The sequence below is a fragment of the Xylophilus sp. PBN-3R genome (assembly GCF_057747805.1).
This window is the reverse complement of record NZ_CM173225.1, coordinates 2355085-2368819: the sequence shown is the minus strand read 5'-3', so window position 1 is coordinate 2368819 and position 13735 is coordinate 2355085. Positions and strand designations below refer to the sequence as shown.

Genomic DNA, 13735 nt, shown 5'->3' with positions numbered 1-13735 from the left:
TCAGCGGTTCTCGAAAGGGGTTTCTTCGGCGCCACGCAGCACGATGTCGAAACGGTAGCCGAGCGCGTAGTTTTCCTCGGTCAGGTTCAGGTCGAAGTCGGATACCAGGCGTTTCCGGGCATGTTCGGGCGTGCCGTTGATCATCGGGTCGTACTGCATCAGCGGATCGCCCGGGAAATACATCTGGGTGACCAGCCGGCTACCGAAATGCTCACCGAACAGCGACAGGTGGATGTGCTGCGGCCGCCAGGCGTTGGGATGGTTGCCCCACGGATATGCGCCGGGCTTGATGGTCAAAAAGCGATAGCGGCCTTCGTCGTCCGTCAGGCAGCGGCCGGCACCCAGGAAGTTGGGGTCCAGCGGCGCGTCGTGCTGGTCTCCCTTGTGCACGTAGCGGCCGGCGGCATTGGCCTGCCAGATCTCGACGAGGGTGTTGCGCACCGGGCGGCGGCGGTCGTCCAGCACCTGGCCGGCAAGCACCATGCGTTCGCCCATGGGCTGGCCGTTGCGTTGTGCGTTGCGAGTCAGGTCGTGGTCCAGCGCACCGATGTCGCCGTTGCCGTAGACCGGCTGGCGCATCTCGCCCATGGCTGCCTTAAGGGGCACCAGCGGCTGGGTCGGCCCGCGTTTGGCGGTGCTGGCGTAGCCCGTGTAGATGTGCTGCGGATGGCTGGGCCAGTCGCGCGGCGACAGTGTCGGTTCGGCGGCTTTCAGTGGGTCTGTCATCGTGTTCATGGGCGGCACTCTAAGGCGGCATCTCCATGCTGTAAATTGAGGAATCTGCTGATTTCAATACGTTCTGGTAATTGATGAACAAGCCTGTTCCTGACGCTTTTTCCCGTGGCCTGCAACTGCGCCACATGCGTTGCCTGGTGGCCATTGCGCAGGAGCGTCACCTGGCTCGCGCGGCCGAGCGGCTGGCGATCAGCCAGCCGGCGGTGTCGCGCATCCTGGCCGAACTGGAAACGCTGGCCGGCGAGCCGCTGGTGGAGCGAGCCGACAGCGGCCGGCGCGGCATTCGCGGGCTGACGGTGGCAGGCGAAAGACTGCTGGCCCACGCTTTGCAGATGCTGGCCTCGGTCGAGCTTGCGGCAGCGGCTTTCAGGCCTGCGGTGGCGGGCGGTTCGCAGCGGCTGCGGGTCGGCAGCCTGCCCAGCGCGGCTCAGTCGTTGTTGCCGGCAGCGCTGGTCAAGCTGCGCGATCAGTTGCCGGGCCTGCAGCTGGACGTGCGGGTCGGCGCCAACGACAGCCTGCTCGACGACCTGCGTGCCGGTGCGCTCGACCTGGTGGTCGGCCGCATGAGCGACCCGAGCCTGATGGAAGCCTTGAGTTTCGAGTTGCTCCGCATCGAACCGCTGGTGTTCGTGGTTCGCGCCGGCCATGCGCTGGCGGGCCGGCGGCCGGGACTGAAGGTGGTGCTGCAGCACGGATGGGTGGTGTACCCCGAGGGCACGGTGCCACGACACAACACCGAAAGCCTGGTGGTGGCGCACGGTCTGGCGATGCCCGAAGCGGTGACACAGACGCTCGACATGACAGTGGCGCGCGGCATGGTGTTGCGGTCGGACGCGGTCTGGGTTACGCCCATCGGGGCGGTGCAGGACGACCTGGCCAACGGCAGCCTGATGCGACTGCGGCTGGATAGCGCCGGCACCGAAGAAGCGGTCGGCCTTCTGCGGCGGCGGGAAGGCGCGGCGTCGGTGGCGGTCGACGCGCTGTCGGTGCTGCTGCGTGCAGAAGCGGCACCGCCCAGGCCGCGGCGGCGGCCGGTGGCTCAGGGCTGATACGGCTCCAGCAGGCCCTTCTCGCGCAGGATGCTGCTGGCAATGCCAAATGCATGGTTGGCCACCGGCACGCCGCAGTAGATGGCGGCCATCTGGATCACTTCCTTGATGTCGTCGGGCGTCAGGCGCGAGTCTTCCGGGCCGTCGATCGCAGCGCGCACATGCATGGCGAACTCTTCGTAGGCATGGATACCCAGCATCATCGACAACACCATGAACCGGCGGGTCCTGTCGCCCAGCGCGGGCCGGCCCCAGATGTCGTTCCAGGCGTGGACCGTGATCATTTCCTGGAACTCCGCGCTGAAGGTGCTGCGGTTGGCCAGCGACTTGTCGACCCAGGCATCGCCCAGAACACGGCGCCGGTTGAGCAGGCCGGCTTCGTAGGCGGTGGGGATGGCTTGTTTGTCTGTCATGTCTAGTCCCTTCGATTGAATGGTTTTTCAGCCTAGTTCGGTCCGCAGGCGCGCGACCTGTTCCAGGGCCATGGCCCCGGCGTTTTCGGCGAGCGCCGGCGCGAACCATTCGTCCGCGGCCGACGCCGGAATGCGATCGCGCAGGGCGTCGATGTTGGACCGCATGCGCCCGGCATCCACCACCAGTCCCTGCAGCGCCCCGGCCATGGCGCGCACGCTGCCGTGCACCGCCAGCACCAGGGCAGGCCAGGTGGCCAATTCGGCCTGCCAGGGGCCGAGCGCGCGTTCATGGGGCTGCGGCATCGTCGCCATCAGGGTGCAGACCAGCGGCGGTACGCGGTGCGCAGCCGAGAGCGCGACCATCGACGCGACCGGGTTCTGCTTGTGCGGCATGGCGGACGAACCGCCGCGGCCTTCCTCGCTGGGTTCGGACACCTCGCCCAGTTCGAACTGGCTCATCAGCGCGATGTCGCCGGCGATCTTGCCGAGCGATCCGGCGATGACTCCCAGTTCGCAACCCAGCAGCACCCAGCGGTCGCGCTGGGTGTGCCACGGCGCGGCCGGCACGGTCAGGCCCAGCGCGCCGGCCATGCGCCGCGCGACCGCCGGCCCCTTGCCCGCCATCTGCGCCAACGTGCCGACCGCGCCGCCCAGCTGCACCTGCAGCGCGGCATCGGCTGCCGCCAGCAGGCCGGTATGGCAACGCACCAGCGGTGCAGCCCAGCCGGCTGCCTTGAATCCGAAGCTGGTGACCGAGGCTGGCTGCATCAGCGTGCGGGCCAGCATCGGGGTGGCGGCATGGCGGTCGGCCAGCGCCAGGGTTGCGAGCGCAGCAGTCTTCAGGTCGGCTGCCACCAGTTCGACGGCGCGGCGGATCAGCAGCGCCATGGCGGTGTCGATCACGTCCTGGCTGGTGCTGCCGAGGTGCACGAAGGGCAGGGCGGCCGGTGCTTCGGCCTTCACCGCATCCTTCAGGGCCTTGATCAGCGGAATGGCGACGCTGCCGGCCCGACCGCTGTCGCCGACGATGGCGGCGACGTCGAAACGGTCGGTGTCGGCGCAGACACGGGCGATGGCGGCAGCCGCTTCGGCAGGCACCAGCCCTTCGGCCCGCTGGGCGTCCGCCAGCGCGGATTCGAAGGCCAGCATGGCGGCCACGAAGGGGCGGTCGTCGAAAACGTCCAGGCTGTCAGGGGCGGCGAGAAAGGCTTCGAAGATGCTCATGGCTTTTTCCGGATTCGGCGAACGGGCGGCATTTTGCCCGGCAACAGGCGCTCGATGACCTCGCGATAAAGCGCTGCCAGCAGCAGCGGGTCGGCCGGCTGCTCGGTGACACGGCGGAAGGCGGTGCCTTCGGCCAGCACGGCCATGAACTCCACGCGGGTCGATATCTCGGCGTCCGTCAGCTTCGGATGGTCCTGCCGTACCGCTTCGACCGCCTGCTCGTGCAGCCGCCGGTCGGCGGTCCGGACGATTTCGGCCACCACCGGGTTGCGGGTGGCTTCGGCGGTCACTTCCAGCAGCAACGCGTGATCTTCTTTTTCGACTGCCTCGTCGGCGAACATGCGCTGGGCCAGCAACAGCGGCAGATCGACCTGCCGCGCGGTGCCGGCGATCCAGGCCAGGCGCTGCGAAACGATGCGTTCGACGATGGCGTGGACGATGGCTTCCTTGTTGGCGAAGTAGCGGTAGATCTGCCCGACGCTCATGCGTGCCTCGCCGGCGATCTCGGCCATGCTGGCGGCGTGGAAGCCGTGCCGCACCACGCAGCGGCGGGCCGCCGCCACGATCTCGGCGCGGCGCAGTTCGTCGCGCTCGGCCTTGGCGGGGCGCGGCCCGGCTGCCTTGTCGACCCTCGGGATGTCAGATTTTTTCACGGTCTTTACCCTGCCGAAATTTTGACAATGTCAACGATAAGTGAGAATGAACGTTCACACCCAAAAAGTAAATCGGTATGAACGATACACACAAGTGCGCACAGCGGCGCACCCGTCTCATGGTTTCCCTGGCCTGCACCGGCTTTCTGCTGGCGGCCTGCGGCAAGGATGAAAAACCGCCCGTGCGCGGCCCGGTCGAAGTGGGCGTGACCACCTTGAAGGCGCAGTCGGTGGCACTGACCACCGAACTGGCCGGCCGCACCACGGCATCGCTGTCCAGCGATGTCCGACCGCAGGTCTCCGGCATCGTGAAGGCCCGCAGGTTCGAGGAAGGCGCATTGGTGCACGCCGGCCAGGTGCTGTATGTCATCGACCCGGCGAGCTACCAGGCGGCGGCGGACCAGGCGGCCGCATCGCTGGCCAACGCGCAGGCGGCGGTCTCGGCTGCGCGATTGAAGGACGAACGTTATGCCGACCTGCTGAAGATCGAGGGTGTGGCGCGACAGGATGCCGACGACGCCCACAGCACCTACCAGCAGACGCTGGCGGCGGTCGCGCTGCAGAAGGCGGCTCTGGCCAGCGCCCGCATCAACCTCGAATACACCCAGGTGCGGGCGCCGATTTCCGGGCGCATCGGCAAGTCGAGCGTGACGCCGGGCGCGTTGGTCACCGCCAGCCAGACCGACGCCCTGGCCACCATCCGCGCGCTGGACCCGATCTATGTCGACCTGACCCAGTCCAGCGCCTCGCTGCTGCGCCTGCGCAAGCTGCTGTCGGCCGACGGTGTGCTGCCCGGCAGCACGGCGGTGAAACTGAAGCTGGAAGACGGCTCGGCCTATGCCCGCACCGGCAAACTCAAGTTCAGCGAAGTGGCGGTGGACGAAGCCACAGGCTCGGTCACGCTGCGGGCCGAATTCCCCAACCCCGACGGCACGCTGCTGCCGGGCATGTATGTGCGGGCGGTGCTCGACCAGGCGGTCGATCCGCAGGCGCTGCTGGCGCCGCAGCAGGGCATCAGCCGCGACCCCAAGGGCCAGGCAACCGCCCTGGTGGTGGGTGACGGGGACAAGGTCCGCAGCGTGACGGTCACCACCCAGCGATCCATCGGCGACCAGTGGCTGGTCAGCGACGGACTGGCGGCTGGCGACCGGCTGGTGGTGGAAGGCAGCAGCAAGGTCAGGGCGGGCGATAGGGTGCAACCGGTCGAGTTCACCGGCGCCAGGGCTGCGATGCCGGCGCCTTCCGCACCGGCCGCACCGGTCAAGACGACCACGGAGCGCTGATCCATGCTCGCCCGTTTTTTCGTCGACCGGCCCATCTTTGCCTGGGTCATCGCCATCGTCGTCATGCTGGCCGGCGCGATGTCGATCTTCTCGTTGCCGGTCGCGCAATATCCCAACGTGGCGCCGCCCACGGTGCGTATTTCGGCCACCTACACGGGTGCCTCGGCTGAAACGGTCGAGAACAGCGTCACCCAGATCCTGGAGCAGCAGCTCACCGGGCTCGACGGCCTGCTGTATTTCTCGTCGACCAGCAGTTCGGCCGGCAGTGCCAGCATCAGCGTCACCTTCCAGCAGGGCACCAACCCCGACACCGCCCAGGTGCAGGTACAGAACAAGGTGCAGCAGGCGCTGACCCGGCTGCCGCAGGCGGTTCAGACGCTGGGTGTCACCGTCACCAAGTCGCAGACCGATTTCCTGCTGATCGCCGCCCTCTACGACATCAACGACAAGGCCAGCGCCACCGACATTTCCGACTACCTGGTGAGCAACCTGCAGGATCCCATCGCGCGGGTCGACGGCGTGGGTGGCGTGCAGGTTTTCGGTTCGCAGTACGCCATGCGCATCTGGCTGGACCCCAACAAACTCGCCGCCTACAGCTTGATGCCTTCGGACGTGCAGAGCGCCATCGAGGCGCAGAACACCCAGGTGTCGGCCGGCAAGATCGGCGGGCTTCCGACGGTGGGCGCGCAGCAGCTCAATGCCACTGTCACCGCGCAGTCCAAGCTGCAGACACCGGCGCAGTTCGAGCAGGTGGTCGTCAAACACGGCACCAGCGGCGCCACGGTGCTGCTGCGTGATGTCGCCCGGGTCGAACTGGGCAGCGAAAGTTATGACAACGTCACCCGGCTGAACGGCCATCCGGCATCGGGTGTGGCGGTGCAACTGGCACCCGGCGCCAACGCGCTTTCGACCGCGACCCGGGTCAAGGCGGTGGTCACCGACCTGCAGCGCGGCATGCCGGACGGCTACCAGGTCGCCTACCCCAAAGACAGCACCAAGTTCATCCGCATCTCTATCGAGGAAGTGGTCAAGACGCTGTTCGAGGCCATCGCGCTGGTGGTCGTGGTGATGTTCGTGTTCTTGCAGAACTGGCGTGCCACGCTGATCCCGGCGATCGCCGTGCCGGTGGTGTTGCTGGGCACTTTCGGTGTGCTGTCGCTGTTCGGTTATTCCATCAACACGCTGACGATGTTCGGCGTGGTGCTGTCCATCGGCCTGCTGGTGGACGACGCCATCGTGGTGGTCGAAAACGTCGAACGCCTGATGCGCGAAGAGAAGCTTTCGCCGCGCGACGCCACCATCCAGTCGATGGGCGAGATCACCGGCGCGCTGGTGGGCATCGCCACGGTGCTGTCGGCGGTGTTCTTGCCGATGGCCTTCTTCGCTGGTTCGACCGGTGTCATCTACCGGCAGTTCTCGATCACCATCGTGGCTTCGATGGCGTTGTCAGTGGTCATCGCGCTCACGCTGACGCCGGCCCTGTGCGCCACGCTGCTCGAGCCACACGGGCAGGATGCCGGCCAGCGCGGTTTTGCCGGCTGGTTCAACCGCAGCTTCGACCGCCTGCTGCATCGCTACGAGGGTCGTGTCACCCGTATCCTCAAGACGCCGCTGCGCTGGATGCTGTTCTACGGGTTGATCGTGGCGGCGCTGGCGGTGCTGTTCTTGCGGCTGCCGTCGGGGTTTCTGCCCAATGAAGACCAGGGCGAGGCGATGGTGCAATACACGCTGCCGGTCGGTGCTTCGGTGGCCCGCACGCTCGAGGTGGCCAAGTCGGTGGAGAACCAGTTCCTGGTCAACGAGAAGGCCAACACCGAAGCCGTATTCACCATTGCGGGCTTCAACTTCGCCGGCAGCGGGCAGAACGCCGGCATGGCCTTCGTGTCGCTGAAGGACTGGTCCGAACGCTCGGGTGTCGACAACCGCGCCGACACCATTTCGGCCCGTTCGACAGGAGCCTTGTCCAAGGTGCGAGACGCGCAGGTCTTCGCGCTCAATCCGCCGGCCATCCAGGGCCTGGGGCAGTCCAACGGATTCGAATTCCAGCTGCAGGCCAAGGCCGGCACCGACCGCGCCACGCTGAAATCCCTTCGCGACCAGCTGCTGGCCAATGCCGGCAAGGACGACCAACTGAGTGCCGTGCGCAACGGCGGCCTGGAAGACACGCCGCAGCTGAAGGTGAACGTCGACCAGGCCAAGGCGTTTTCCTTCGGCCTGTCGCTGGCCGACATCAACGCCACGCTCAGTTCTGCCTGGGCCGGAGCCTATGTCAACGACTTCATCGACCGTGCGCGGGTGAAGAAGGTCTACGTGCAGGCCGACGCACCGTTCCGTTCGCGGCCGGAAGACATCGACGACTGGCGGGTGCGCGGCGACGCGGGCGGCATGACGCCGTTCTCGGCCTTCGCCACCACTCAGTGGACCTACGGCCCCGAAAGCCTCGCGCGCTACAACGGATTGGCCAGCTACACCTTGCAAGGCTCCGGCAGTGATGGCGTGAGCTCCGGCAAGGCGATGGACGAAATGGAAACCCTGGCCAAGGCGCTGCCGGCCGGCACCGGATTCGCCTGGAGCGGCCTGAGTTACCAGGAACGGCTGGCCAGCGGCCAGACCGCCAGGCTGTACGCCATTTCAGTGCTGGTGGTGTTCCTGTGCCTGGCGGCGTTGTATGAAAGCTGGTCGGTGCCTTTGTCGGTGCTGCTGGTGATTCCGCTCGGCGTGGTCGGCTCGGTGGCAGCCGCCACGCTGCGCGGGCTGGAAAACGATGTGTACTTCCAGGTGGCGCTGCTGACGACCGTCGGGCTGTCCGCCAAGAACGCGATCCTGATCGTGGAGTTTGCCGAGGCCGCCTACCTGGGCGGCAAGGAACTGGTGGCTTCGGCCATCGAGGGCGCACGGCTGCGGCTGCGGCCCATCCTGATGACCTCGCTTGCCTTCATCGCGGGTGTGATGCCGCTGGCGCTGTCGAGCGGTGCGGGTGCCAACAGCCGCATTTCCATCGGCACCGGCATCGTGGGCGGCACCGTTACCGCCACGGTTCTGGCGATCTTTTTTGTGCCGCTGTTCTTTGTGCTGGTGCGCAAGATGTTCGGTGGGCCGAAGAGCCACGAGGCGAAAGACAACACCAATGCGGAGGCGACCCAGCCATGAAAAACCAACCGATCGTTTCTTCGCTGGCTGCTTTTCTGGCCTTGTCGCTCGGCGCCTGCAGTTCTATGGCCCCGACCTACGAGCGCCCTGCAGCGCCAGTGCCGCATGCGTGGCCCACCGGCGCGGCGTATGCGCCGGTGGCAGCGGCCGCCACGCCGGCGGCGGACATCCCGTGGCAGCAGTTCGTGCTGGACGACCGCTTGCGCCAGGTCATCGCCCAGGCGCTGGCCAACAGCCGCGACCTGCGCAAGACGGTCGCCGACATCGAGTCGGCACGTGCCCTGTACCGGGTGCAGCGGGCCGCCTTGCTGCCGACGGTCAATGCCGGTGTCAGCGGCACAAGGGCCCGCACCGCCGCCACGGGAGGCGGTGCGGTGCAGGCCCAGACCGCCAGCGCCAGTCTCAGCGTCAGTTCGTACGAGGTCGACCTGTTCGGCCGGGTGCGCAGCCTGTCGGATGTTGCGCTGGAAACCTATCTCGCCACCGAGGAAGCCGGCCGCGCCGCCCGCATCAGCCTGATTGCCGAAACCGCCAGTGCCTGGCTGGCGCTGGGCGCGGACCGCAGCAGGCTGGCGCTGGCGGAGCAGACGCTCCAAAGCGCCCGGCGCTCGATGACCGTCACGCAAAAACGGCTGGATTCGGGCGTCTCGTCCCGGGTCGATGTACGGCAGGCAGAGACCGTCTACCAGCAGTCCCGCGCCGACCTGGCCAGCACCACCACGGCCATTGCGCAGGACCGCAATGCACTCGAACTCCTGACCGGCTCGCCGGTGGCCGATGCCTTGCTGCCGGCTGCATTGCCCGCGACAGACGGCGTGGTGCTGGCAGACGTGCCGGCGGGACTGTCGTCCGATGTGCTGCTGGCGCGGCCTGACGTGCTGCAGGCCGAGCATCAGCTGCGGTCGGCCAACGCCAACATCGGCGCGGCGCGGGCCGCGTTTTTCCCCAGGCTGTCGTTGACGGCGGCGGGCGGCGTTGCCAGCACCGCGCTGGCATCGCTGTTCAGCGGAGGCGCGGCGACGGTGTGGTCGCTGGCGCCGGCAGTCACGCTGCCTATCTTCGACGGTGGTGCGAACAAGGCCAACCTGGCTTACACGCAGGCGCAGCAGTCGCTGTATGTGTCGACCTACGAACTGGCGGTGCAGACGGCATTCCAGGAAACCGCCGACGCCCTGGCTCGCAGCGGCACCATGGCCGAGCAGCTGTCCGCGCAGTCGGCCCTGGTCGATGCGGCGGCCGACAGCTACCGCCTGGCCAACGCCCGCTACACCAGCGGCATCGACACTTTCCTGACCGCGCTCGATTCGCAGCGGACGCTTTACAGCGCGCAGCAGACGCTCATCACCACCCGGCTGACCGCACTGGACAACCGGGTGACGCTCTACCGCGTGCTGGGCGGCGGCGGCTCCGGCTGATCGGCACGCCACTTGCTGCCGTCGATGCGCTGCGCCCGGTAGATGCCGGAATGGCCTGAACACAGGTACGCCGCCAGACAGCCGATGGCCGCCAGCGGGCCGATGGCCGTGCCGAATAACTCGACCGCCATCACGATGGTGGCGACGGGGGTGTTGGCCGCCCCGGCGAATACCGCTACGAAACCGATGGCCGCCAGCATCGGGAACGGCAGGTGCAGCAGCGGCGCCAGCGCGTTGCCCAGCGTGGCGCCGATGTAGAACAGCGGCGTCACTTCGCCGCCCTTGAATCCGGTGCCCAGCGACACCACGGTGAAGGCCAGCTTGCCCAGCCAGTCCCAGGCGGCGACAGGCTGCTGGAACGATTCGACGATGGTCGGGATGCCGATGCCGATGTAACGGTAGCCATTCAGCCCCCAGGCCGCCACCGCGATCACCAGGCCGCCGAGCAGGGGCCGCAACGGCGGGTATTTGATCGCCCGTTTCATCATTGCGCCGGTGGCGTGTGTGGCCCGTGCGAACAGCAGGCCGACCAGGCCGAACAGCGCGCCGGCGATCAGCACGGCGGTCACGCTCCACCATCCGACCGGCGTCACTTCCAGCACCGTGTAATGGGTGTGATGCACACCCCAGGCCAGGCCCACCTGGTCGGCCACGATGGCAGCGACGACACACGGAAACAAGGCGTCGGACCGCAGCCGCCCGATGGCCAGCACCTCCAGCCCGAAGATGGCGCCAGCCAGCGGCGTGCCGAAGACCGAGGCAAAACCGGCGCTGATGCCGGCCATCAGCAGGATGCGGCGGTCGCCAGGCAACAGGCGCGGAATGCGGCTGAGCTGGTCGGCCAGCGCACCGCCCATCTGGACGGCAGTGCCTTCGCGGCCGACCGACGCGCCGAACAGGTGCGACACCAGCGTGCCGCCCAGCACCAGCGGCACCATCCGCAGCGGAATCATTTTCTTCGGGTCGTGGATTTCGTCGATCAGCAGGTTGTTGCCGGCCTCCACCAGTCTGCCCAGCTTCCAGTAGATCCAGCCGACGGCGAATCCCGCCAGGGGCAGCAGCCAGACGATCCGCCGGTGCGCCTCGCGGGTGGCGGTAACGGCATCGAGCGCCCAAAGAAAGAACGCCGATGCCGTGCCCGCGCAGGCCGCGACGATGCAGGCGAGCAGCAGCCATTTGGCGATGTAGGCGAAGGGGAGTCTTTGCATGGCGGCGATTTTCCACCGCTGGCGGAATAAACCGGCGGGCCGGCGCGTCTATGCTGCACAAACCCGACGCCGTCCAGGTGTCGCCCGACGTCTGCCCACGACCACCCTCCAATGCGCGCCCAGGACGAAGCCGCCATCGTTGCCTGCATCCCCAGCCTGCGGCGTTATGCACGCGGACTGCTGGCCGACAACGCACTGGCCGACGACCTGGTGCAGGACACGCTCGAACGCGCCTGGAGCCGGTTTTCGCTCTGGCAGAAACGTGGCGAGATCCGCGCCTGGATGTTCGGGATCATGCATAACCACTTCATCGACGGCACCCGTTCGCGGCGCGCCCGGCCGGAAGACAGCGCGGGTGAAAACCTGCCCGAAATCGCGCAGCGCGCCGAACAGTCCGACGCCATCGAGGTCCGCGACCTCGACCGCGCCCTGCAGCGGTTGCCTGCCGAACAGCGCGAGGTGCTGCTGCTGGTGGCGGTCGAGGAAATGCCTTATGCCGAAGCAGCCCTGGTGCTGGGCGTGCCCATCGGCACGGTGATGTCGCGGCTGGCCAGGGCGCGCGAAAAGCTGCGCCACGAACTGCAGGGTCGCGTGCCACAGGCGACCGCGGCAACCGCCCTGCGCAGGATCAAATGACATGGACGACCCACGCCCCTCCACATCACCGCCCCTGTCCGAAGCCGAACTGCATGCCTACGTCGACGGTCAGCTGCCGGCCGAGCGGCAAGTCGAGGTGCTGGCCTTTCTTCAGGCCAATCCCGAAGTCCGCCAGCAGGTCGAGGACTGGAAGGTGCAGAACGCCGCGCTGAAGGACTGGCTCGACCCGGTGCTGGCGGAACCGCTGCCGCTGCAGATACCGCTCGGCGCCACTGCCGCGCACCGGGCCTGGCCCTGGCGTGCGCTGGCCGCCGGCCTGGCCGTCGCCGTCATCAGTGGCGGATCGGCCTGGTGGATGCGCGGCGCGGTCGACGGTGGGGCCGTGAGGTTTGCCTTGTCCGGCAGCAGCACCCGCCTGACCGGTTTTGCCCAGCGCGCCGCGGTGGCGCATGTGGTCTACACACCGGACGCCAGGCGGCCGGTCGAGGTGGGCGCCGACCAGGAACAGGCGCTGGTCACCTGGCTGACCAAACGCCTGGGCAGCGCGGTGCGAGTGCCGGACCTGCATGCGCTGGGCTACACGCTGATGGGCGGTCGGCTGCTGCCGGGCGGCAAGGGGCCGGTGGCGCAGTTCATGTTCGGCTCGGCCCAGGGGCAGCGGCTGACGCTGTATGTCACCCGGGAGGACGCGGGGCGGGAGACGGCTTTCCGTTTCGGGAAGGACGGCGCGGTCAACGTGTTCTATTGGGTGGACAGGGACTTCGGCTACGCCATTTCGTCAGGCGACAGCCGGCAGGAGCTCCTGCACGTGGCCGAATCGGTGCACCGGCAGTTCGAAGCCCGCTGACCGGCGCCGCCGATCTGTTCAGCCGAGCAGGGCCGTCACGCCGAAGTTGATGAGCAGCCCGCCGCCGACCAGCCAGGCGAACAGTACGGCGGCCAGTGCGAGCGGTTTCACGCCGGCCTTTCGGATGGCCGAGACCTGTGTGGTCAGGCCGAGGCCGGCCATGGCCATGGCCAGCAGCACCGTGTCGATCTCGGTGACGGCATGCACCACGACCTTCGGCAGCAGCGCCAGCGAGTTCAGGCCGGCGACCGCGACGAAACCCAGGGCGAACCAGGGAATGGCAATCCCGCCGCCGGAGGTGCCCGGAAGGTGGTCGGCACTGCGATGGCGGGCGATCCAGGCCGACAGCAGCAGCAGGAAAGGTGCCAGCATCATCACCCGGACCATCTTCGCAATGACCGCCGTGTCGCCCGTGTGTTCGCCCACCGCCCGCCCGGCCGCCACCACCTGGGCCACTTCGTGGACGGTCGAACCGGTGAAGACGCCGAACGCCTGTTCGGACATGGGCACCAGATGGTGTTGCTGATTCAGCTGCCATAACACCGGGTAGAGGAACATGGCCAGCGTGCCGAAAACCACCACTGTCGCCACCGCCACCATCACCTGTTCCGCCCGGCCGCGCACCACCGGCTCGGCGGCCATGACCGCAGCCGCGCCGCAGATGGAACTGCCGGCACCGATCAGCATGGCGGTATTGCGATCCAGCCCGAAAACCCGGATCCCGATGAAACACGCCAGGCCGAAAGTGCTGCACAACACCAGCGCATCGATCGCCACGCCCGACCAGCCGACATCGCCGATGTCCTGGAAGGTCAGCCGCAGCCCGTACAGCACGATGCCCAGCCGCAGCAGGCGGGCCTTGCAAAACTGCACACCCGGTGCGGCCGTGTTCGCCACCCGGCCATGGACGCTGTTGCCCGCCACCATGCCCAGCACGATGGCCAGGGTCAGCGCGCTGATGCCGCGTGTCTGCAGCCAGCCGGTCTGCGCTGCCCAGATCGACAGCGCGGCGATGGCGCCGGTCATGAGCAGCCCGGGCAGCAGTCTCTGGAACACGTTGGCGTCAAAGGCGGGCGAGGGGACGGGGACGGCATGCATGGCGTGGCGCATTCTTTTTTGAATAAGCTTATGCCGCGACTGTGAGCCAGACGGCTATATCCG

12 protein-coding genes are annotated in these 13735 nt (G+C 67.5%); 6 read left to right on the top strand and 6 right to left on the bottom strand.

The genetic code is table 11. The features are described from left to right. Positions 1–726: a protocatechuate 3,4-dioxygenase subunit beta gene (gene pcaH / locus AC3ANW_RS11350; RefSeq protein ID WP_488345407.1), complete on the bottom strand. Its 726-nt coding sequence runs from the start codon at positions 724–726 to the stop codon at positions 1–3. A gap of 83 nt (positions 727–809) precedes the next feature. Here pcaH and AC3ANW_RS11345 point away from each other — a divergent pair, with 83 nt between their 5' ends. Then, positions 810–1784, top strand: coding sequence for a LysR substrate-binding domain-containing protein (locus AC3ANW_RS11345; RefSeq protein ID WP_488345275.1), 975 nt, complete (start codon positions 810–812; stop codon positions 1782–1784). Here AC3ANW_RS11345 and AC3ANW_RS11340 read toward each other — a convergent pair. The 3 genes from AC3ANW_RS11340 to AC3ANW_RS11330 are packed head-to-tail and all read right to left on the bottom strand — an operon-like array spanning position 1775 to position 4074. Beyond that, positions 1775–2197, bottom strand: coding sequence for a carboxymuconolactone decarboxylase family protein (locus tag AC3ANW_RS11340; RefSeq protein ID WP_488345274.1), 423 nt, complete (start codon positions 2195–2197; stop codon positions 1775–1777). The genes AC3ANW_RS11345 and AC3ANW_RS11340 overlap by 10 nt on opposite strands. Before the next feature lie 27 nt (positions 2198–2224). Next, a complete protein-coding gene (locus AC3ANW_RS11335; RefSeq protein ID WP_488345273.1) occupies positions 2225–3421 on the bottom strand; it encodes a lyase family protein in 1197 nt (398 codons plus the stop codon). Continuing rightward, complete coding sequence (locus AC3ANW_RS11330) at positions 3418–4074, bottom strand: TetR/AcrR family transcriptional regulator (RefSeq protein ID WP_488345272.1); 657 nt, start codon at positions 4072–4074, stop codon at positions 3418–3420. Before AC3ANW_RS11330 ends, AC3ANW_RS11335 begins: the two co-directional genes overlap by 4 nt. Positions 4075–4151: 77 nt before the next feature. Here AC3ANW_RS11330 and AC3ANW_RS11325 point away from each other — a divergent pair, with 77 nt between their 5' ends. Genes AC3ANW_RS11325 through AC3ANW_RS11315 form a run of 3 tightly spaced genes read left to right on the top strand, consistent with a single transcriptional unit; the run spans position 4152 to position 9922 of the window. Further along, positions 4152–5357 (top strand): efflux RND transporter periplasmic adaptor subunit, encoded by a 1206-nt coding sequence (locus tag AC3ANW_RS11325; protein ID WP_488345271.1) that lies wholly within the window; start codon positions 4152–4154, stop codon positions 5355–5357. Between the two features lie 3 nt (positions 5358–5360). Then, entirely contained in the window at positions 5361–8507 is a 3147-nt protein-coding gene (locus tag AC3ANW_RS11320) for an efflux RND transporter permease subunit (protein WP_488345270.1), read from the top strand. Next, positions 8504–9922 (top strand): efflux transporter outer membrane subunit, encoded by a 1419-nt coding sequence (locus AC3ANW_RS11315; RefSeq protein WP_488345269.1) that lies wholly within the window; start codon positions 8504–8506, stop codon positions 9920–9922. The genes AC3ANW_RS11320 and AC3ANW_RS11315 overlap by 4 nt, the downstream gene beginning before the upstream one ends. Here the strand turns inward: AC3ANW_RS11315 and AC3ANW_RS11310 are convergent. Then, the gene (locus AC3ANW_RS11310) at positions 9889–11130 is read right to left on the bottom strand and encodes a voltage-gated chloride channel family protein (RefSeq protein WP_488345268.1); all 1242 of its coding nucleotides are present in this window, start codon (positions 11128–11130) and stop codon (positions 9889–9891) included. The two genes, AC3ANW_RS11315 and AC3ANW_RS11310, sit on opposite strands and share 34 nt — an antisense overlap. Before the next feature lie 111 nt (positions 11131–11241). Here AC3ANW_RS11310 and AC3ANW_RS11305 point away from each other — a divergent pair, with 111 nt between their 5' ends. Together AC3ANW_RS11305 and AC3ANW_RS11300 are read left to right on the top strand one after the other, a co-directional pair. After that, positions 11242–11766, top strand: a complete 525-nt coding sequence (locus AC3ANW_RS11305; protein ID WP_488345267.1) for an RNA polymerase sigma factor — start codon at positions 11242–11244, stop codon at positions 11764–11766. 1 nt (position 11767) lies between these two features. Then, the gene (locus AC3ANW_RS11300) at positions 11768–12574 is read left to right on the top strand and encodes an anti-sigma factor family protein (protein ID WP_488345266.1); all 807 of its coding nucleotides are present in this window, start codon (positions 11768–11770) and stop codon (positions 12572–12574) included. An 18-nt stretch (positions 12575–12592) separates the two neighbouring features. On the opposite strand, the gene AC3ANW_RS11295 is transcribed toward AC3ANW_RS11300, so the two are convergent. Next, positions 12593–13672, bottom strand: coding sequence for a YeiH family protein (locus tag AC3ANW_RS11295; RefSeq protein ID WP_488345265.1), 1080 nt, complete (start codon positions 13670–13672; stop codon positions 12593–12595). Positions 13673–13735: the final 63 nt, after the last annotated feature.